General features: G+C 70.5%; 14 protein-coding genes. 11 read left to right on the top strand and 3 right to left on the bottom strand.

Features of this window, described 5'->3' with window-relative positions; genetic code table 11:
• Position 1 precedes the first annotated feature (1 nt).
• From ACIRVF_RS39840 to ACIRVF_RS39850, 3 genes are all read left to right on the top strand, one after another.
• The gene (locus ACIRVF_RS39840; protein ID WP_402829393.1) at positions 2-661 is read left to right on the top strand and encodes a GDSL-type esterase/lipase family protein; all 660 of its coding nucleotides are present in this window, start codon (positions 2-4) and stop codon (positions 659-661) included.
• Positions 658-1,677 (top strand): LacI family DNA-binding transcriptional regulator, encoded by a 1,020-nt coding sequence (locus tag ACIRVF_RS39845; protein WP_402829395.1) that lies wholly within the window; start codon positions 658-660, stop codon positions 1,675-1,677. Before ACIRVF_RS39840 ends, ACIRVF_RS39845 begins: the two co-directional genes overlap by 4 nt.
• Before the next feature lie 117 nt (positions 1,678-1,794).
• Positions 1,795-2,820 (top strand): LacI family DNA-binding transcriptional regulator, encoded by a 1,026-nt coding sequence (locus ACIRVF_RS39850; RefSeq protein ID WP_402829397.1) that lies wholly within the window; start codon positions 1,795-1,797, stop codon positions 2,818-2,820.
• A gap of 4 nt (positions 2,821-2,824) precedes the next feature.
• Here ACIRVF_RS39850 and ACIRVF_RS39855 read toward each other — a convergent pair whose 3' ends face one another.
• Positions 2,825-3,865 carry a LacI family DNA-binding transcriptional regulator gene (locus tag ACIRVF_RS39855; RefSeq protein ID WP_402829399.1) on the bottom strand — a complete coding sequence of 347 codons (1,041 nt, stop codon included), beginning with the start codon at positions 3,863-3,865 and terminating at the stop codon, positions 2,825-2,827.
• Positions 3,866-4,139: 274 nt separating this feature from the next.
• On the opposite strand from ACIRVF_RS39855, the gene ACIRVF_RS39860 reads away from it, so the two are divergent.
• The 4 genes from ACIRVF_RS39860 (at position 4,140) to ACIRVF_RS39875 (ending at position 10,837) form a co-directional block, all read left to right on the top strand.
• The gene (locus tag ACIRVF_RS39860) at positions 4,140-5,744 is read left to right on the top strand and encodes a cellulose binding domain-containing protein (RefSeq protein WP_402829401.1); all 1,605 of its coding nucleotides are present in this window, start codon (positions 4,140-4,142) and stop codon (positions 5,742-5,744) included.
• 65 nt (positions 5,745-5,809) lie between these two features.
• Complete coding sequence (locus tag ACIRVF_RS39865) at positions 5,810-6,529, top strand: carbohydrate-binding domain-containing protein (protein WP_402829403.1); 720 nt, start codon at positions 5,810-5,812, stop codon at positions 6,527-6,529.
• Between the two features lie 267 nt (positions 6,530-6,796).
• Positions 6,797-9,199: a glycoside hydrolase family 2 protein gene (locus ACIRVF_RS39870; RefSeq protein WP_402829405.1), complete on the top strand. Its 2,403-nt coding sequence runs from the start codon at positions 6,797-6,799 to the stop codon at positions 9,197-9,199.
• Positions 9,200-9,466: 267 nt separating this feature from the next.
• Positions 9,467-10,837, top strand: a complete 1,371-nt coding sequence (locus tag ACIRVF_RS39875; protein WP_402829407.1) for a histidine-type phosphatase — start codon at positions 9,467-9,469, stop codon at positions 10,835-10,837.
• 1,242 nt (positions 10,838-12,079) lie between these two features.
• Here the strand turns inward: ACIRVF_RS39875 and ACIRVF_RS39880 are convergent.
• Complete coding sequence (locus tag ACIRVF_RS39880) at positions 12,080-12,307, bottom strand: hypothetical protein (RefSeq protein WP_402829409.1); 228 nt, start codon at positions 12,305-12,307, stop codon at positions 12,080-12,082.
• A gap of 510 nt (positions 12,308-12,817) precedes the next feature.
• Here ACIRVF_RS39880 and ACIRVF_RS39885 point away from each other — a divergent pair.
• From ACIRVF_RS39885 to ACIRVF_RS39895, 3 genes are all read left to right on the top strand, one after another.
• Positions 12,818-13,021, top strand: coding sequence for a cold-shock protein (locus ACIRVF_RS39885; RefSeq protein ID WP_035850027.1), 204 nt, complete (start codon positions 12,818-12,820; stop codon positions 13,019-13,021).
• A 372-nt stretch (positions 13,022-13,393) separates the two neighbouring features.
• Positions 13,394-14,941 carry a DEAD/DEAH box helicase gene (locus ACIRVF_RS39890; protein WP_402829411.1) on the top strand — a complete coding sequence of 516 codons (1,548 nt, stop codon included), beginning with the start codon at positions 13,394-13,396 and terminating at the stop codon, positions 14,939-14,941.
• Positions 14,942-15,098: 157 nt separating this feature from the next.
• Positions 15,099-15,479 (top strand): CBS domain-containing protein, encoded by a 381-nt coding sequence (locus ACIRVF_RS39895; RefSeq protein ID WP_402829413.1) that lies wholly within the window; start codon positions 15,099-15,101, stop codon positions 15,477-15,479.
• 882 nt (positions 15,480-16,361) lie between these two features.
• Here ACIRVF_RS39895 and ACIRVF_RS39900 read toward each other — a convergent pair.
• Positions 16,362-16,757, bottom strand: coding sequence for a hypothetical protein (locus ACIRVF_RS39900; protein WP_402829415.1), 396 nt, complete (start codon positions 16,755-16,757; stop codon positions 16,362-16,364).
• 571 nt (positions 16,758-17,328) lie between these two features.
• Here ACIRVF_RS39900 and ACIRVF_RS39905 point away from each other — a divergent pair.
• Entirely contained in the window at positions 17,329-18,942 is a 1,614-nt protein-coding gene (locus tag ACIRVF_RS39905; protein ID WP_402829417.1) for a peptide chain release factor 3, read from the top strand.
• Positions 18,943-19,157: the final 215 nt, after the last annotated feature.

Here is a 19,157-nt window from a genome sequence, read left to right on the forward strand (position 1 = left end):
CATGCCATCCGACCTGCCGCTCAACGCCATCGTGCTCTTCCAAGGCGACAGCATCACCGACGCCGGACGTGACCGCGGCGACCCCGCCTCCCTGGGCCACGGCTATGCGGCGCTCGCCGCGGCCGCCCTGAACACCGCACACCGCGGTGCGACCGTTCTCAACCTGGGGGTCTCGGGCGACCGCATCCACGACCTGCGCGACCGCTGGGGCCGCGACACCCTGGCCCACCGGCCCGACCTGCTCTCCGTGATGATCGGCGTCAACGACACCTGGCGCCGGTACGACTCCGGGCTCGCCTCGCCCCCCGGCCTGTGGGAGGACACCTACCGGCAACTGCTCGGCCGGGTCCGTGAACACTGTGACGCCCGGATCCTGCTCATCGAACCGTTCCTCGTCCCCGTCACCCCCGAGCAGTGGGCCTGGCGCGAGGACCTCGACCCGCGCATCCACGCCGTCCGCAGGCTCGCCACCGAGTTCGACGCGCTCCTGCTGGCCGCCGACGGCCTGCTCAACCAGGCCGCGCGCTCCGTGGGCGCACCCGGCCGGATCGCCGCCGACGGCGTCCACCCCACCCCGTACGGGCACCGGTTGCTCGCCGCGGCCTGGTGCGACCTGGTCCTCGGAGCGGCCGGCGCTTCCGCCGTATGCTGCCGGGCATGAGCAGGGGATACGGCACCAGGCCCACGATGAAGGACGTCGCTGTGGAGGCCGGCGTCGGCCTGAAGACCGTGTCCCGGGTGGTGAACGGCGAGAGCGGCGTCGCCTCCGCGACGGCCGAGCGGGTGCGGGCCGCCATCGACCGGCTCGGGTTCCGCCGCAACGACAGTGCCCGCCTGCTGCGGACCGGCCGCACCGCCAGCATCGCCCTGCTCCTGGAGGACATCGGTGACCCTTTCTCCTCCGCTCTCTCCCGTGCGGTGGAGGGCGTGGCCGCGGAGCACGGCTGCCTCCTGTTCACCGGCTCCAGTGCCGAGGACCAGCGTCGTGAGCGCGACCTCGCGCTCGCCTTCTGCGCCCGCCGGGTGGACGGCCTGATCGTGGTGCCGACCGGGGACGACCACCGCTACCTGCTTCCGGAATCCGCCGCCGGGACCCCGGTGGTCTTCCTCGACCGCCCGGCGGCGGCCATCGAGGCGGACGCCGTGCTCAGTGACAACGCGGGCGGCGCCCGGACCGGGGTCGCCCACCTGATCCGGCACGGCCATCGGCGGATCGGCTTCATCGGGGACCTGGCCCGCATCCACACCAGTGCCGAGCGGCTGCGCGGCTACCGGAGGGCCATGGCCGACGCCGCGCTGCCGGTGGACGAGCGGTGGATCGACACCGGACCCACCGATGCGGCCCGGGTCACGGCCGCCGTCGACCGGCTGACCAGGGGAGCGGCACCGGTCACCGCCCTCCTCACCGCCAACAACCGGATCACCCTGGCCGTGCTCCACCACCTTCCATCGGACGGGCCCCGCCCCGCCCTGGTCGGATTCGACGACCTGGAACTGGCCGATCTGCTCACGCCGGGTCTCACGGTCGTCGCCCAGGACCCGGCCGCGCTCGGTGCCGCGGCCGCCCGTACGCTCTTCGAGCGCCTGGCCGGGGACACCGGCGCGGCCCGCCGGATCGAGATCCCCACCCGCCTGATCCCTCGCGGCTCCGGGGAGATCGGCCCCCGCGCCGGCTGACCAGTCGCCCCTCGCCCTTCCCCGCCGCCCGTGGTCCCGCACGGGTCACCTCGCCTGACAGGATGGACCCGTGCGGCGCCTCGTCGCGCATCCAGTGGGCCGCGGGAAGGAACGCACATGGAAAGCCGGGTGACGATCCGGGACGTCGCCGCCCGAGCCGGGGTTTCGGCGGGCGCCGTCTCGCTCGCCCTCAACGACCGGCCCGGCGTCTCCGCCGGCACCCGCAAGAGGATCGTCGAGGCCGCCCGCGAACTGGGCTGGTCGCCCAATCTCGCGGCCCGGTCCCTCGCTCAGGGGCACCGGGTCCACACCATCGGCATGGCGCTCACTCGCGCCGCCGCCGGCACCGTTCTGGACGCGGTGCACATGGCGCTGATCGGCGGGATCGAGAGTGTGCTCACCGAGCGGCCCTGTTCCCTGCTGCTGCACGTGGCCCCCGACCTCGACGCCGAGATCGCGCTGTACAAGCAGTGGTGGCAGTCCGGCAAGGTGAACGGCTCGGTCCTGGTCGGAGTGACCAGCGACGACCCGCGGATCGAACCTGTCCACCGGCTCGGCATGCCCGTCGTCGCCGTTGCGCCTCCGCAGCTCAGTGGCCCCTTCCCGGCAGTGTGGCACGACGACGCGATGGCCATGGCGGAGGCCGTGCGCTACCTGTCGATCCTCGGCCACCGCCGGATCGCGCACGTCGGCGGGCCGGTGATGCTGGGCCAGTCGATCGTCCGCGCGGAGGCGTTCGCGTCCACCGCCGCCGAACTGCGGCTGGAGGACGCCAGGAGCGTGCACACCGCCCTGTCCGCACACGAGGGCGCCACGGCGACCCGCTCACTGCTGGCCGACGCCGGCCGGCCGACCGCCATCGTGTACGACAACGACCTCATGGCGGTGGCCGGCCTTGCGGTGGCGGGCGAGCTCGGCCTCCGGGTTCCCGAGGACCTGTCGCTGGTCGCCTGGGACGACTCGGACCTGTGCCGGATCACCAGGCCGGCTCTCTCGGCGCTCAGTTACGACCCCTTTGCGTTCGGCGCCGAGGTCGCTCGCTGCCTGCTAGAGCTCCTGGACGACGGCCGGGCCCGCTCGCGGGTCTCCGACGCCCCGGTGCTGGTCCCGCGAGGGACCACCGGCCCGCCTGCCCGTACCTGACAGGTCAGGCAGACGGCGGCGCCGTACTCCCGCGCGGGGTGAGCCGAGGAGACCGGTCCTCGAAGCCTTCGCCGCGCCCGCGGGCGATCAGGGCGAGCAGAGTGCGGGCTGCGTTCGCGCCGTATGCGTGGATGTCGCGGGTCAGCGCGGTGAGCGGCGGCCGGACCACCTGGACCAGCGGGGAGTCGTCCCAGGCGACGATCGACAGGTCGCGCGGGACCTGGAGCCCCATCTCCTGGGCCACCGACAAGCCGGCGACGGCGGTGATGTCGTTGTCGTAGAGGATCGCCGTCGGACGGGTGGGGGAGAGCAGCAGGCGCCGGGTGGCCCGCGCCCCGGCCTCGCCCGTGTAGTCGGTGTGCGCCGTGGGCGCGGGGTCCAGGCCGAGTTCGGAACTGGCGGTGGCGAAGGCACGGTCCCGGATCGAGGTGTGCACCAGGCCCTCCAGCCCGGCCACCCGGCCGATGCGCCGATGGCCCAGGGCCGCCAGGTATTCCACGGTCTCCCGCACTGCGGCGGCGTCGTCCGACCAGACGGGGGTCAGTGAGCCCGCCCCGGACGGGTGACCGATCACCACGGTCGGCAGGCCCAGCGCCTCCAGCGCGGGCACCCGGGCATCGTCCTCGCGCAGGTCGACCAGGATCGCGCCGTCGATGTGCCGCTCGCTCCACCAGCGCCGGTAGGTCTCCAGGCCGCGTTCGTGGTCCGCGACGACCTGGAGCGCCAACGAGTACGAGGCGTCGGACAGTACGTTCTCGATGCCGCCGATCAGTTCCATGAAGAACGGCTCGGTGCCCAGCATCCGCGCGGGTCGGGCGAGCGCCAAGCCCACCGCCGCCGCCGTCGCCCCGCTGAGCGCCCGGGCCGCGCTGTTGCGCACGAACCCGATCTCCTCGGCCACGGCCTCGATCCGGGCCCGGGTGGCCTCGGAGACACCGGGCCGGCCGTTGAGCGCGTTGGAAACCGACACCTTGGACACACCGACGATCTTCGCGATGTCGGTGATGGTCGGCCGCCGAGCGGCGGGATTCTTCTGCTGGGACATGCCCCCAAGCTACTACGCGCCCACCCACGACAGCGGCCGATCGGCAAGCTCATTGCAACAAACGGTTAACCGCTTATTGACGGGCAGCTATAGGCAGCCGTACGGTCCGTCTGCATTAAGCGGTTAATCGAAGCCGTGGCCGGGCTCTGTCGCCGACTTCCCCCGTGCCGGCCGGCGCACCCCGAGCCGGGGCCGCACCGCCCCCGACGTGTTCCCGGTGGAGTCACCGGGCGCCGGGGTCCCTTCACCCACCACCCACCCGTCCGGGACGCGCGTGCACCACCAACCACACTCCGCCGCCGGAAGCCGCGTCTGGCCACTGGCGCTCCTCCTCGCGGCCGTTCTCGCCGCAGCGGGCCTCGTAGCCACCCGGGGAACCGCCTCCGCGGCCGACACCACGAGTGCCTTCGCCAGTCGCTGCGGCATCCACTTCTGCCTGAACGGCAAGCCGTACTACTTCGCGGGCGCAGACTCCTACGACCTCTTCACCTTCGGGTCGGGGTCCGGTGACACCGAGACGCAGTTCATGGACAAGGCGCGCATCGACGCCCACTTCGCCAACCTGCGGGCGGACAAGGTGAACGTGGTCCGGCTGTGGATGTTCAGCCACGAGAACTGGCATGGCTTCGAGAAGGCCAAGGGCGTGTACGACGAGCAGGAGTTCGCCCAGTTCGACTACATCGTCGAGTCCGCCAGGGCCCACGGCCTGAAGCTGATACCGGTGTTCGAGAACTACTGGGAGGCCTACGGCGGCATCGACAGCCGCCTGCAGTGGGAGGGGCTGTCCGGCGGCCAGCCCGGCCGGGCGGCCTTCTTCGACAGGAAGCGGTGTCCCGGCTGCTTCACCTCGTACAAGGACTACGTGGGCCACGTGCTCAACCGCACCAACCACTACAGCGGCGTCAGGTACATGGACGACCCGACCATCTTCGCCTGGGACCTCATGAACGAGCCCCGCTACCAGGGGCAGGGCGCCGCCGAGGACACCGGCGGCACCACCCTGCGGGCCTGGGTCGACGAGATGGGGGCCTTCGTCAAGGGCATCGACGGCAAGCACCTGCTCGGCGTCGGCATCGAGGGCCACGGGACCGCGTACGGGTTCGGCGGTGACGAGGGCAATCCGTTCGTGGCCGTGCAGCAGTCGCCGTACATCGACTACACCTCGGCCCACCCGTACCCGACCGAGCCCTGGGCGAACCTGACGATCGACCAGACCAGGACGCTCATCCGGGCTTGGATCCGCGACTCGCACAACGTGGTCGGAAAACCCTTCTTCATGGGTGAGTTCAACGTCCAGAACGTCGACCGCTCCGCTTGGTGGACTGCCCTCTACATGGACTTCGAGGCGGCCGACGGCGACGGGAGCGCCTTCTGGTGGTACGCGGACCACGACGGCGACGGCACGTTCGGCGTTCGGGCGGGCGCGCCCGAACTGGCTGTGTTCCGCGACCACTCCGACCGCATGGCGGCCAAGAGCGGGCTCGTCACCCCGACCGGCTCCGCGTCGCCCTCCCCCGGCGGCGGCCCCTCAGGCTCTCCGAGCCCGACCCCGGCGGGCGCCTGCGCCGTCCACTACGGCCTGTCCGACTGGGGAGCCTCCTTCAACGGTGACGTGACCATCAGGAACACGGGCTCCACTCCGGTCGACGGCTGGCAGCTGGTGTTCGCCTTCCCCGGTGGGCAGACCGTCACCGCCATGTGGAACACCCGCGGAACCCAGAACGGCAAGCAGGTCACCGCGAGCAATCCGCCCGACTACAACACGACCATCGCAGCCGGCGGCACGGTCGCGTTCGGCTTCACCGGCACGTCGACGCCGGGGACCAACGGTGTACCGACCGCCTTCGCGCTGAACGGATCAGCCTGCACGACCTACTGACCCACCCCACCCCCGGGCGGGCGCCGTCGGCCCGGGGGTGCCAGCGAACCAGGAGAGCAACCGTCATGAACCGCGTTCCCCAGGCACTCGGCGCCGCACTCGCCACCCTCGCCGCCACTGCGGCCTTCGCCCAGCCCGCATCCGCTGATACCGCACCCAACGGATACCCGTACTGCGTCAACGGCAGCGCCAGCGATCCGGACGGCGACGGCTGGGGATGGGAGAACAACCAGTCCTGTGTCGTCCGCGGCTCGCGGGCCGACACGGGGGGCGGCGGCACCGCCTGCCCCTCGGGCATGCCCTGCGGCTCCTACCTGGTCAGCGGTCTCGGCAGCCGCAAGGGCCAGGTACGGGCAGTGGGTGCCACCTCGCTCGACCTCGCGATCGCCATGCTGGAGAGCGACCGGATGGCCACCGACTACCCGTACGGCGACAACAAGTCTTCGGACTCCGCGAACTTCGGAATTTTCAAGCAGAACTGGCTGATGCTCAGGACGTCGTGCGGGCAGTTCTCCGGCCAGTCGGCGGCGCAGTACAACAACGGTGCCGCGCTCAACTCCAGCCTGAGCCAGGATGTTTCCTGCCTGCACCAGGGCCAGGGTCATTACGGCCTGGACACCTGGTTCGCCGGGCATCGCAACGGAGCCTCCGGTCTGAGCAACCCCGACACCGCCGACATCTCCCGCTACAAGGCCGCCGTCTACTGGATCAAGGCCAGGCTGGATTCGAACTCCGCCAACCTCGGCAACGACGTCCGGTTCTGGGTGCAGGTGCCGGCCATCTGAGCCGCCCGCGTCCGGAGCCGACGCACCGACGGGCCCCGCCCCCGCGCCGGCTGCGCGGCGGCGGGAAGACCGCGCTGGACCAGTCCCCGGCAGTCACGTCGAACGCGGCTGGTGAACCGATTTAGCCACTAGGCTGTCACGTCCTTTGCAATTGCCGCTTCTAGTGGCCAAGATAGTGAACCTAACCGGTTAACAGACAGAGATTGCCATGCGGACCACCGTCACTGGCGCCACCGACAAGCCCGGCCACCGGACAGGAGCCGCACCATGAAGGAAGTCACTCAGCTCGACCAGGGCTGGGCCCTGCAGTACGAGGGCGAGCATGTGCCCGCGTCGGTCCCGGGTTGCGTTCACACCGATCTGTTGAACGCCGGACTGATCCCGGACCCGTTCCTCGCCGCCAACGAGAACGATGTCGCCTGGGTCGGCCGCCGTGACTGGACCTACACCACCCGCGTGGCGCCGGTCAGCGCCCACGAGCGCACGGACCTGGTGTTCGCCGGCCTGGACACCGCTGCCCGGATCACCCTCGGGGCGGCGGAACTCGGCCGCACCCGCAACATGCACCGGAGCTACCGCTTCGACGTCACCGGTCTGGCCGGCGAGCTGGCCGTCCACTTCACCAGTGCCTATCAGGAGGCCGCCGAGACCCGGGCACTCACCGGCGCCCGCCCCAACGTCTACCCCGAGCCCTTCCAGTACATCCGCAAGATGGCCAGCAGCTTCGGCTGGGACTGGGGCCCGACCCTGCCCACCGCCGGAATCTGGCGCCCCGCCCGTCTGGAGCACTGGTCCACCGCCCGCATCGCTCAGGTCCGGCCCCTGGTGACGGTCGCCGAGGGCAACGGCCGCGTCGAACTGCACCTCACCGTCGAGCGCACCGCCACCGGCACGACCCATCCGCTCACCGTCCGGGCTGCCGTCGCGGGCACGAGTGCCGAAACGGTGCTCGACGGCGACGCCGCCGTACTCGTCCTGGAGGTCCCCGGTCCCGAACTGTGGTGGCCGCGCGGCCGGGGCGAGCAGCCGCTGTACGACCTCGACGTCACCCTCTCCGACGCCACCGAACCGCTGGACACCTGGCACCGCCGGATCGGCTTCCGCACCGTCGAACTCGACCGCTCCCCCGACGAGGACGGCACCGGCTTCACCCTGGTCGTCAACGGCGAGCGCCTCTTCGCCCGCGGCGTCAACTGGATCCCCGACGACACCCTGGTCAGCCGCGTCACCCCCACTCGCTACCGGGAGCGCCTCACCCGTGCCGCCGAGGCCAACATCGACCTCATCCGGGTCTGGGGCGGTGGCATCTACGAGGACCACGCCTTCTACGACGCCTGCGACGAACTCGGCCTGATGGTCTGGCAGGACTTCCTCTTCGCCTGCGCCGCCTACCCCGAGGAGCAGCCGCTGCGCGGCGAGATCGAGGCCGAGGCCAGGGAGAACGTCGTCCGCCTCATGCCGCACCCCTCGCTGGTGCTGTGGAACGGCAACAACGAGAACCTCTGGGGCTTCCGCGACTGGGACTGGGAGCCGGAACTCGCCGGCGACTCCTGGGGCGAGGGCTACTACCTCGGCCTGCTGCCCCGGACCGTCGCCGAACTCGACCCCACCCGGCCGTACACGGCCGGCAGCCCCTGGTCCGGCAGCTGGGACCACCACCCCAACGATCCCGACCACGGCACCCACCACTCCTGGGAGGTCTGGAACCGCCGGGACTACAGCGAGTACCGCGAGAACGTCCCCCGGTTCGTCGCCGAGTTCGGCTGGCAGGCCCCGCCCGCCCTGGCCACCCTGCGCCGAGCCCTGCCCGGGGAGGCCCTGGCACCCGACTCGCCCGGCATGCTCCACCACCAGAAGGCCGACGACGGCAACGACAAGCTCGACCGCGGTCTCGCCCGCCACTTCCAACCCCCGACGGACTTCGACCGGTGGCACTACCTCACCCAGGTCGTCCAGGCCCGCGCCGTCGCCACCGGCATCGAACACTGGCGCTCCCACTGGCCACGCTGCGCGGGCACGATCGTGTGGCAGCTCAACGACTGCTGGCCGGTCTCCTCCTGGGCCGCCATCGACGGCGACGGCCGTCTCAAGCCGCTCTACCACGAGCTGCGACGACTGTACGCCGACCGTCTGCTCACCCTCCAACCGCCCGGCGTCACCGGCGCGCCCGAAGCCGCCCTCGTCAACCAGGCCGGACAGACCTGGGAAACGGTGTTGCGGCTGCGCCGGCTCGCCGCGGACGGCACCATCACGGCTCAGACCGAACTTCCGGTGCGGACGGACGCCCGTTCGGTGACCCGGCTGGTGGTCCCGCTGGAGCTCCTGCCGGCCGAAGGCTCGACCACCGAACTACTGGTGGCCGACGCGGACGGGCAGCGGGCCGTCCATATCGCCGTCACGGACCGCCACTTCGCCTACCCGAAGCCCGAGTTCGACGTCACCCTCGCACCGGCCGAAGACATCGACGGTGCAGTCGAGGTCACCGTCACCGCTCGCACCCTGGTCCGTGACCTGCTGCTCCAGCCCGACCGGCTCAGCCCCTCGGCGACGGCCGACCGTGGCCTTGCCACCCTGCTGCCCGGCGAGCAGCTGCGCATCCGAGTCGCCGGATGCGGTGACGTCGGCGTCGACGACGTCCGGGCAGCGCTGTTCTGCGTCGAACCGGCCTGACCGGTCGGCCCCGGCCAAGCCCCGGTGGCTCTGCCTCAGACGGGCAGGCCCACCGGGTACCGAACACGACATCGCGGCGTCGGGGCCGTCAGCCGCGCCCATCCGCCCAGCCGACACCGGCGGAACCGGCCCCGGCAGCCGGCGACGGCCAGCGTTCAACTGCCCTTCACCCGGAACCCCAAGGGGTGCCCACGATCTTTCCCCCATCCCTGCGAAGATCCGGTCGCCACCACCGGCCGACAGAACACAGCAAACCCGAAGGACGACATGAAGCGTCACGCCACCGTCTCCGCCGTCGTCGCCGTAGCCCTGAGCGCCGGCGTGCTGTCCACCGCGGGTACCGCGTCAGCCCGCGACTGGACCGGTACGCATTACGCCCATCAGGAGCTCTACGGCACGAAGGCCCCCTACGCACCGCAGGAGAAGCCCAACCGCTACCAGAAGCCGCCGCAGGGCTTCAACCCGGTGTTCACCGAGAACGTCGCCCGCCACGGCTCCCGAGCCATGACGAACAGCGACGACGGTGACGCGGTGCTCGCCGTCCTGCGCTCGGCCCAGCAACAGAACGCCCTCACCGGCCTCGGCGCGGAACTCGGTCCGCAGGTGCGATCACTCCTGGACGCCGCGTCCACCCTCGGCTACGGCAATCTCTCCGCACGCGGGGCTGACGAGCACCGCCAGACCGCGCTGCGGATGGAACAGCGACTGCCGTCGCTGTTCCACACCATCGCAGCCCGGCACGAGCCGATCGCGGTGGAGACCTCGGGCGTCCCGCGCGCGGTCGCGAGCGCCAACGCGTTCACGGACGGTCTCACCTCCGGCGATCCCGCGCTGACCGGTCTGATCAAGGCTCCGGTCACCGACAAGGACCTGCTGTACTTCCACAAGCAGCCGCAGAACGCCGATTACCAGGCCTACCTGAAGAGCGACCCGGATCTGGCCGCCGTCCTCGCGCGGATCGAGGACGACCCGCGAACCGCCGAGGCCGCGCGGCACGTCGCGGCGCGCCTGTTCCAGGACGACTTCATCGCGGCGATGTCCGACGAGGAGCAGGTGTCCTTCGCCCGTTCGCTGTACCAGCTCTACAGCGCGGCGCCCGATCTGAGCGTCGAGGCACCGGGTGTCGACCTCACCCGCTTCCTCACCCCGCGCGACGCCCAGTGGTTCGCCTACCTGGACGACGCCGAGGAGTTCTACCAGAAGGGCCCCGCCTTCAGCGGCCGCACGATCACCTACGGGATGGCCGGCGTCCTCCTCGACGACCTCCTCGCCCAGGCGGGAGCCAAGGCCGCAGGCACCAGCGACAGGGGCGCGGTGCTCCGGTTCACCCACGCCGAGGAGATCGAACCGCTCGCCGCCCTCATGGGCCTGCCCGGCAGCACCGAGCCCGCCGAGCCCGGAACGCCGTACTCCTACGCGAACAACCCGTGGCGCGGCGCCGACGTCGCACCGATGGCCGCGAACATCCAGTGGGATCTGTTCGCGAACACGCCTGCGCCCGGAGAGCCCGCCAGGTACCTCGTGCGCATGCTCTACAACGAGAAGGAGACCGCCTTCAAGCCCTCCTGCAAGCCCGTCGCCAAGGACAGCCGCTTCTACGACCTCAACGAGCTCAAGCGCTGCCTGCAGCACAGTTGATCCCGTCCGGCCCGTTCCACCGCGCCGCACGCCAGCTGCCACGCGGCCCAGCAGGTGTTCACCGAGCAGGCCGAGGAGCCCTGCGGGCGGCAGGGACAGTGCAGGAGGTGAACCGATCCGGCGGGACGGCTGTCACCCAAGCCATAGCCCCACGACACGCGCCGGCACAGGGCTTGTGTTGTGGGGCTGCACCGGGCGGGTTACCGGGTGGCTACGGTGACTGATCAAAGCCAAGCGCCGCCCGGTTCGGGCACCCGGGTGTCGTCTTCGACCGACTGGTACTGGGGCTGCGGTGCCGCTGGCCAGCGGTGACGAGCAGGAACAGCGGTTTGCGCGCCCTTGCTCGGTCGCCAGCTGCAGCTTTGTGGTCAGCCCGCCGCGGGAGCGCTCCAGGCCGTGGTCGTCGGGCTCGGTATCGACGCCTCGGGGAGGCTCCTGTGGGCGTGGGAGATCCCCTCATTATGCGCTTCGGCGGCGTGCTGGTGGGACGATGGTGGAGTCCACGCCCATGGACGCCGGTGATCCGAAATGGACACTTGTGTGCAAAGTAAACACTGAGCCACTGTCAGTGCATCGGGGCGTTACTTCCGCCATGAAGTCCCAACTCACTCGTGCATCGAAGTGGTTGAGCAAAAAGAAAGCCGAGACCTTGAGGTCCCGGCTGCCGTAAGTGAACCCCTTGACTGGGGGTCGAGAGGTCGCAGGTTCAAATCCTGTCGTCCCGACCAGCATTTTCGCAGGTCGGAGGCCGTTTTCGCAGTGATGCGAAAACGGCCTTGATGCGTTTTCGGGGCCGTGTGAGTCCATGGTGATATCGGGGACCTGGGATGGATCTTCTTTGCCCTTCGGGCGTAGGCATCAACTTGCCTTCCGTGTCGGACCCTTATCCGTGGTGTGTTGCCTGGGGATCCGGGATGCGTGAGTCCCGGATGTTCTCGGGCGGGGGAGCCGGATGGGGGTGGGCACTGGTTGGTCGGCGGCGGTGAGGGCGCGGTCGATGGTGTCGACGGCGTCGCGGGCAGCCTCGGTGGTGAGGTGGCCGTAGATGTCTTACGGGCGAGGACAGTCCTCGCCAGCGGTTCGTCGTCGAGGCCATGAACGGCCCCTCTCACGTGCCTTGCCGGTCACCGCCGGTACCGTTTCAGAGGCGCTGCGGGCGGCGCCCATCCGATCCGGAGGGGACGCGCGGCCAGCTCGGCGTCGCGCGTACCCTCCGCCTCGGAGGACCACGTCGGTCTCGGGTCAGAGCTTGTACATCGTGGCGTAGGGCGGGGTGATGCGTTCGCGTCGCGATCCGAAGTCGACGAGTACCGCGATGTCGCTGTCCTCTTCGACCTCGATGGCCCGGCCGAGGCCGTACGTGTCGTGGGTGACGCGGTCGCCGACGGCGAAGTGCTTGCGTGGCGTTTCGATCCGGGCCTTGAAGGGGCTGGTGGGCAGGGCGCGGCGGACTGCTACAGATCTTCTCATTCCCTGCAGTATGCGCCGAAAATCGCGGGAGCGGGTCTCTCCGGTGCGATCGATTTCTGAGCCGCGGCAGGAGTTTCGCGTACGCCGTCCGAAATGATCATGGATGACGCCGGTGGGCGCGCTGCGTGGCCGGCGCGGCGGGGCACGTCCGTCCTTGGCGCCCGTGGGGCTCGCCCATTTGAGGAGGGTGGGTCGCGGGCACCGAGGGGGCGGAGCTGCCAGACCAACTAGGCGGTGTCTCATGCGTGTTGGCGGTCATCTCGCCTCGCGCCCTATGGCCCCGGGGAAGGGGGCCTGCAGAACCGGGGGTGGAATTTCTGCCCGTCGCGAGCCTGGACCTGCTAGAGTCGTTGTAGTTGCAGTAGTGGTTCCCATGAACTTTGTGTGCGCCTGCTGATGTTTCGCAGGCGCCTTTTTGTTTCCCGGCTCTTCCCCGGGTGGGTGCTCATCGCGGCGACTCGAAGTCCGCGCTGTGCGGGTTTCGGACAGCCCCTTGAAGGAGATTTCTTTATGGCTAATGGCACTGTGAAGTGGTTCAACGCGGAAAAGGGCTTCGGCTTCATCGAGCAGGAGGGTGGCGGCGCTGACGTGTTCGCCCACTACTCGAACATCAACGCCAACGGCTTCCGTGAGCTGCTCGAGGGCCAGAAGGTCGAGTTCGACGTCACGCAGGGCCAGAAGGGCCCGCAGGCCGAGAACATTCGTCCGCTGTAGTTTTTTCGCCACGGCACCCGCCTGGTAGCGAGGGGCCCGCACCGCGTACATGATGCCCGGTGCGGGCCCCTCGGCATTGCGCCACGACGCACAGTCCCGGCCGTTTCTGGCCCCCTGGCTCCGCCACCGGCGGCCATCCCCACGCGAGACGCCCCGCGCCGCGTCCGGATCGGCGCCCTGCCGTGACACTCACGGTTCGAGGATCTTCGCTCCTTGCCTTTCGCGGTGAGCGCGGACCTGAGGTGACGTGCCGCACGGTTTCACCGTCCACGCCCCGCCCTCTCCATACTTTCGGCCCGTTCCTCGCGACCTCCTGCCGGCGCCCCGCGCTGCGGAGCCGCCTCGTGACGCGCCGCCCCAGGAAGGTTTCCCATGAGCCGCTCCAGTCGCTCCCCGTACCGCAACACCAACTCCCGCTCCTCGGCCTCCGCCCGCTCCGGCAGTTCCTACGGATCCCGCTCCGGCGGCAGCTCCTTCTACGGCGACCGGCCCGCCGTCGGCCGCAACTCCCGTCGGGGCTCGTCCCTGCAGGGCGAGTTCGCGATGCCGGTGAGCAGCACCCCGGCGCTGCCGGCCGTCGAAGCGTTCGACGAGCTGGACATGCCGAAGGCGCTGCTGTCGGTGCTGGCCCGCCAGGGCGTCACCGTGCCGTTCCCGATCCAGGCCGCCACGCTGCCGAACTCGCTGGCCGGCCGTGACGTCCTCGGACGAGGCCGCACGGGCTCCGGCAAGACCATCGCGTTCGGCCTCGCCGTGCTGGCCCGCACCGCCGGCCGGCGCGCGGAGCCGCGCCGGCCGCTGGCCCTCGTGCTGGTGCCCACCCGCGAGCTCGCGCAGCAGGTCACCGAGGCCCTCACCCCGTTCGCCCGCGCCGTGCGGCTGCGCATGGCGGCCGTGGTCGGCGGGATGTCGATCGGACGCCAGGCCCACGCCCTGAACCAGGGGGCCGAGGTCGTGGTCGCCACCCCCGGTCGCCTCAAGGACCTGATCCAGCGTGGTGACTGCCAGCTGGACGGGGTGGGCGTCACGGTCCTCGACGAGGCCGACCAGATGGCCGACATGGGCTTCCTGCCGCAGGTCACCGAACTGCTCGAACAGGTCGCCGAGGGCGGCCAGACGATGCTGTTCTCCGCCACCCTGGACCGCAACGTCGACCGCCTGGTCCGCCGCTTCCTGAAGGATCCGGTCACCCACTCGGTGGACCCGTCCGCAGGGGCGGTCAGCACGATGGAGCACCACGTGCTGCACGTGCAGAACTACGACAAGGCCGCCACGATCGCCCACATCGCCTCCCGCGAGGGCGGGGTGATCATGTTCATCGACACCAAGCACGGCGCTGACCGCCTGGTGGAGGACCTGCTCGCGAACGGGGTGAAGGCCGCCGCCCTGCACGGCGGCAAGTCCCAGCCGCAGCGCACCCGCACCCTGGAGCAGTTCCGCACCGGCCAGGTCACCGCGCTGATCGCCACCAACGTCGCCGCCCGGGGCATCCACGTCGACGGCCTCGACCTGGTCGTCAACCTCGACCCGCCGAGCGACCACAAGGACTACCTGCACCGCGGTGGGCGCACCGCCCGCGCCGGCGAGTCCGGCACCGTCGTCACCCTTGTGCTGCCCAACCAGCGCCGCGAGATGGCCCGCATGATGGCCACGGCCGCCATCACCCCTGTCACCACCCGCGTCAGCGCCGGCGACGATGACCTGGCGCGCATCACCGGCGCCCGGGTGCCCACGGGCATCCCGACCGTGATCGCCGCCCCCGTCGTCGAACGCCCCCGCCGCAACGCGCCCACGAGCCGCGGGCGCCGCGGCCGCCCCGCCCGCGCGGGAGTCGACACCCGCGCTACCGCCACGGGCCGCGACAACAAGGGCTCCTCCGGCCGCCGCCGGGCACCGCGCCGCGTCGCCCTCGCCGCTTAGCACGTACGTGGGGGCCGGGACTGCCGCCGCGTCCCGGCCCCACCACTCACCAAGCGAACAGCATTCTCGGTCCGCTCCGGCGAACCCGCCGGCCGTCCCACCGTTAGCGCCCTGCCCACCGCCGGTCCCGGCGGTGGACACGCGAAGGAGTCTGCCCATGACCATCACCCTCGAACGTACCGAGACCGCCGCCACGGTCGGCGACCTCATGAAATGCCCTGAGCTGCAGATCAGCGACGACGTCATGGTCGACATGGCGATGGACGTCCTGCAGAGCTCCGGCACCGACCACCTCCTGGTCCGCGACGACGACGGCCGCTGTGCGGGGCTGCTGACACGCCTGCACCTCGCGCCGTTCCAGGCCCGCTCCTGGTACACCGAGCGGACCCCGGTGCGCGACATCGTCCTCGACCGTGCCCCGTACGCCACCGCCGACATGCTCGCGGACGCGGCGGCCGCCGCCATGCGCGCCCGAGGCCTGGATGTGTGGCCGGTGGTGGACCATGACGGCCACGCCATCGGCCTGCTCAGCTTCTAGGACCGTCCCGTCGGCGCCGATGCGCCGGCCATCGCCCTGTCCGCTCGCAGTGTCCGTCACCGTTGCTTCCGGCCCCGCGTCTCGCCGGGGGAGGCCCGGGCAGTGGACGCGCAGGTGGTGCGGTCTCACCCGACCCTGGAATCCCGCTGCCTGGAAGCGGCTTCCACAGGGGTAGGACTCACCCCAGCATCTGGTCGGCGCCGCGGCGGTGCAGCAGGTGCTGCGACGGTGCGGCAGGTGCCGGGCGGCCGGAACGGTGCGCAACGGTCGTCCGGTGCACCGGAACGGCGGACCCGTCTTTGGGGCGGCCCGCGGTGCGCGGCTGTCGCCCACCGCGGGCCGGTCTCGTCGCCGTGGTGGGCGGGTCAGGTGTCGGCGGGGGGTTCCCTGGCCGTGCTGGGAGGAGCGCAGTTGCTCGTTGATGCGCAGGGCTTCTTCGAGTTGGTCTTCGAGGATGACCTTGGGGGTCTTCGGAATCCGCCCGGGTGATGCTTCACGGGCCGGGCGATCCTGATGGCGCTCTGTCCCCTCTGTCCATCCTCTGTACTGACCGAATTACTGCGAACTGCGGGAACTTCCGACTTCCGGGTACTGCGACGTGCTTCACGAAGATCAGTGCAGCTCAGCGGCCCCACCAGGGAGCAGGTGTGCTCCGCCTCGGCCGCTGCTGTGGGCCTGCTCCCAGGGCATCACCAGTCAGGTCAGGCATCCCGTGGCGGCGGTTTGCTTGCCCGCCGGCTCACGCAACACCTCAGAGCGGGCACACGGCCAGGACAACCGCCGGACCGTGTTGCCCGATCCGCGCCCGGTCGGGGAGAAGGGCCACTGTCAGGGCCGCGTCGGTGTCCTTCCGGGGTGCGGTCTACTCAGAGGGCGGCGCGGTCATCGGCGGCGGCCGCCGCCGCCGATGTGGCGGTCGTTGGCCAGTGCGGTCAGCGGGCCGTACTCACAGGCGAGCTGATTCCACGTCAGAACCTCGCCACAGCGGGCCGGGAACGTCTTCGGGTCGAATTCGGGCATGGTCCAGGTGCCGGTGCCCCGGTCCCGCAGCCACAGGTCCCCGTCACCGTCGACCACAGTCGGCGGGGCCGGTACGGGATCGGCCTGATCGATGGGATCCCAGGTGATCCGGCCGGGGTGGGAGGCGCGGCGCAGCTCGGTGGTGGCCAGCCGTGCGGCCAAGTCGCGGGTGGACTCTTCGGTGTCCTTGACCGACGCGAGCCGGTATGCGTCGTCCAGGACGGGCAGGGCTGGATTCCGACTGCGCTTGGAACTCATACGCTGGCTACCTCCGTAGGGGGCGCCACATCCGTTATGGCACCCCGTGTAGGAACACGGTATCCGAGGAGGAGCCGCGCCGGTCACTACCACCGTTCAGGTGGAGGAGACCGGGGCGGTGGGGCCTGGTGGTGAGCCGGTCCCGGACACGGCGCAGCCGCGGTGGTCCGGGGTGGTGGCGATCCCTGAAAACGGCCACCCGGATACAGGTGTTTGCCGTCTCTGATCCCCGCAGGTGGCCGGTTGCGAGAGCGAGGAGGTCGCCCGGCGCTTCAATTAGGGCACCGTCGCCGAACAGGGCGTCGAGGAAGGCAAGTTGACGATCCACTCCGAGCGGGGCCGGTGCAACCCGTGGCTGGGGACCCTGAACCGGCTCGGCCTCGGCTTCGACTCCTGGCAGTTCGGCTGCTTTCCCAGCTGGAGCCGGGGCAGCAGCCGGCGAACGGGAATTCCGGGGTTATGCCGCCCGGCAGCCTATTATCGCTTCATGGGCCTGTGGACCTGATCCTCGGCTCACCAGGTACGGAGAGGCGTCACCCGGCCTGCTGCCGATGCGTACCCGAGGAAACACGTGAGCACCGAACAGACCGTCCCCGTCCCGCAGGTCCTCCATGAGGCCGGCCGCCGACGGACCTTCGCCGTGATCAGCCATCCGGACGCGGGCAAGTCCACGCTCACCGAGGCGCTGGCGCTGCACGCGCGGGCGATCACATCTGCCGGCGCGGTGCACGCCAAGGGTGACCGACGCGGCGTGACCAGCGACTGGATGGAGTTGGAACGCGAGCGCGGTATCTCGGTGACCTCGGCCGCATTGCAGTTCGGCTATCGCGACCATGTGATGAACCTGGTCGACACCCCCGGCCACGCCGACTTCTCCGAGGACACCTACCGGGTGCTGGCCGCCGTCGACTGCGCGATCATGCTGGTCGACGCTGCCAAGGGCCTGGAGGAGCAGACCCGTAAGCTTTTCGCGGTCTGCCGCCATCGCGGCGTCCCCGTGATCACCTTCATCAACAAGTGGGACCGGCGCGGCCGGGATGCACTCACCCTGCTCGAGGACATCGAGACGCACCTCGGGATCACCCCCGTCCCGGTCGTCTGGCCGGTCGGCAACGCGGGCAACCTGCGCGGCCTGGTCGAAGCGGGGAACACCGAGCAGATGCTGCGCTACACCAAGGTGCCGGCCGGCACGCATGCTGCCCTCGAGGAGCAGCTCACCTCCGAGAAGGCCGCCGAGCAGGAGGGCGAAGCCTGGACGACCGCGCTGGAGGAACTGGAGCTGGTGCTCTCCTCCGGCCCCGGCTACGACCAGGAAGCCTTCGAGGCCGGCAAGATCAGCCCGGTCTTCTTCGGTGCCGCGCTGACCAACATCGGTGTGAAGCCCCTGCTGGACGCCGTGGTCGACCTCGCTCCGGCTCCCGGTCCCCGCCCGCTGGCCACGGGCGGCAGCCGCGAGGTCGGCGAGGAGTTCTCCGGCCTGGTGTTCAAGATCCAGGCGAACATGGACCCGGCCCATCGCGACCGGATCGCCTTCGTCCGAGTCTGCTCCGGCGTCTTCGAGCGCGGCATGCACGTGACCCGCGCGGCCAGCGGCCGCTCCTTCGCCACCAAGTACGCGCACACCGTCTTCGGAGCCGAGCGCACCGTGGTCGACACCGCGTACCCCGGCGACGTGGTCGGCCTGATCAACGCGAGCGCGCTGCGGGTCGGCGACACCCTCTACACCGGCAAGAAGACCGAATTTCCCCCGCTGCCTGCTTTCGCCCCCGAGTACTTCGCGGTGGCACGGCCCAAGGACATCAGCCGTTCCAAGCAGTTCCGCAAGGGCGTCGCCCAACTCGATGAGGAAGGCGTGATCCAGGTGCTGGTCTCCGACCGGCGTGGCGACCAGGCACCGGTCATGGCTGCGGTCGGCCCGATGCAGTTCGACGTGATCCTGCACCGGATGGAGCACGAGTTCTCTTCCCCGATCGCCCTCGACCAGCTCTCCTACCGCTTGGCCCGGATCACCGACGCCCACGGCGCCGCAGCCCTGGCCAAAGCCCGCCTGACCAACGGCGAGGTGCTCACCCGCCGCTCGGACGACGTGCTGCTGGCCTTGTTCGCCGACAAGTGGCACCTGAACGCCTTCCAGCGCGCCCAGCCCGACGTCCTGCTCCAGCCGCTGATCGCCACGGCGGACTGATCACCGACCTCTCCGCACGGCGCCGCCGCTTGGCACGGCGGACGGCGCATGATGCGGCCCCTGCCGGGGGTCTTCCGGCGCGCGCCGCCCCTGTGGGTGCCGATAAGTCTGGCCGTGCAGGTCATGCGGCATGTCGGTACTCGTGGAGGGTGCCGCCGGGACGGTCGCGTCCGCGGACGTCCAGCCGGGCCATCCGCCCGGGATCGGCGATCGGG

The organism is Kitasatospora sp. NPDC101157 (assembly GCF_044768255.1).
Taxonomy (GTDB): domain Bacteria; phylum Actinomycetota; class Actinomycetes; order Streptomycetales; family Streptomycetaceae; genus Kitasatospora.

Bases quoted from the DNA above. Each gene is read 5' to 3' on its own strand.
- ACIRVF_RS39895 (WP_402829413.1), top strand. From the start codon at position 15,099: ATGACCATCACCCTCGAACGTACCGAGACCGCCGCCACGGTCGGCGAC.
- ACIRVF_RS39890 (WP_402829411.1), top strand. From the start codon at position 13,394: ATGAGCCGCTCCAGTCGCTCCCCGTACCGCAACACCAACTCCCGCTCC.
- ACIRVF_RS39875 (WP_402829407.1), top strand. From the start codon at position 9,467: ATGAAGCGTCACGCCACCGTCTCCGCCGTCGTCGCCGTAGCCCTGAGC.
- ACIRVF_RS39845 (WP_402829395.1), top strand. From the start codon at position 658: ATGAGCAGGGGATACGGCACCAGGCCCACGATGAAGGACGTCGCTGTG.
- ACIRVF_RS39900 (WP_402829415.1), bottom strand. From the start codon at position 16,757: ATGAGTTCCAAGCGCAGTCGGAATCCAGCCCTGCCCGTCCTGGACGAC.
- ACIRVF_RS39880 (WP_402829409.1), bottom strand. From the start codon at position 12,307: ATGAGAAGATCTGTAGCAGTCCGCCGCGCCCTGCCCACCAGCCCCTTC.
- ACIRVF_RS39840 (WP_402829393.1), top strand. From the start codon at position 2: ATGCCATCCGACCTGCCGCTCAACGCCATCGTGCTCTTCCAAGGCGAC.
- ACIRVF_RS39865 (WP_402829403.1), top strand. From the start codon at position 5,810: ATGAACCGCGTTCCCCAGGCACTCGGCGCCGCACTCGCCACCCTCGCC.
- ACIRVF_RS39870 (WP_402829405.1), top strand. From the start codon at position 6,797: ATGAAGGAAGTCACTCAGCTCGACCAGGGCTGGGCCCTGCAGTACGAG.
- ACIRVF_RS39850 (WP_402829397.1), top strand. From the start codon at position 1,795: ATGGAAAGCCGGGTGACGATCCGGGACGTCGCCGCCCGAGCCGGGGTT.
- ACIRVF_RS39855 (WP_402829399.1), bottom strand. From the start codon at position 3,865: ATGTCCCAGCAGAAGAATCCCGCCGCTCGGCGGCCGACCATCACCGAC.
- ACIRVF_RS39885 (WP_035850027.1), top strand. From the start codon at position 12,818: ATGGCTAATGGCACTGTGAAGTGGTTCAACGCGGAAAAGGGCTTCGGC.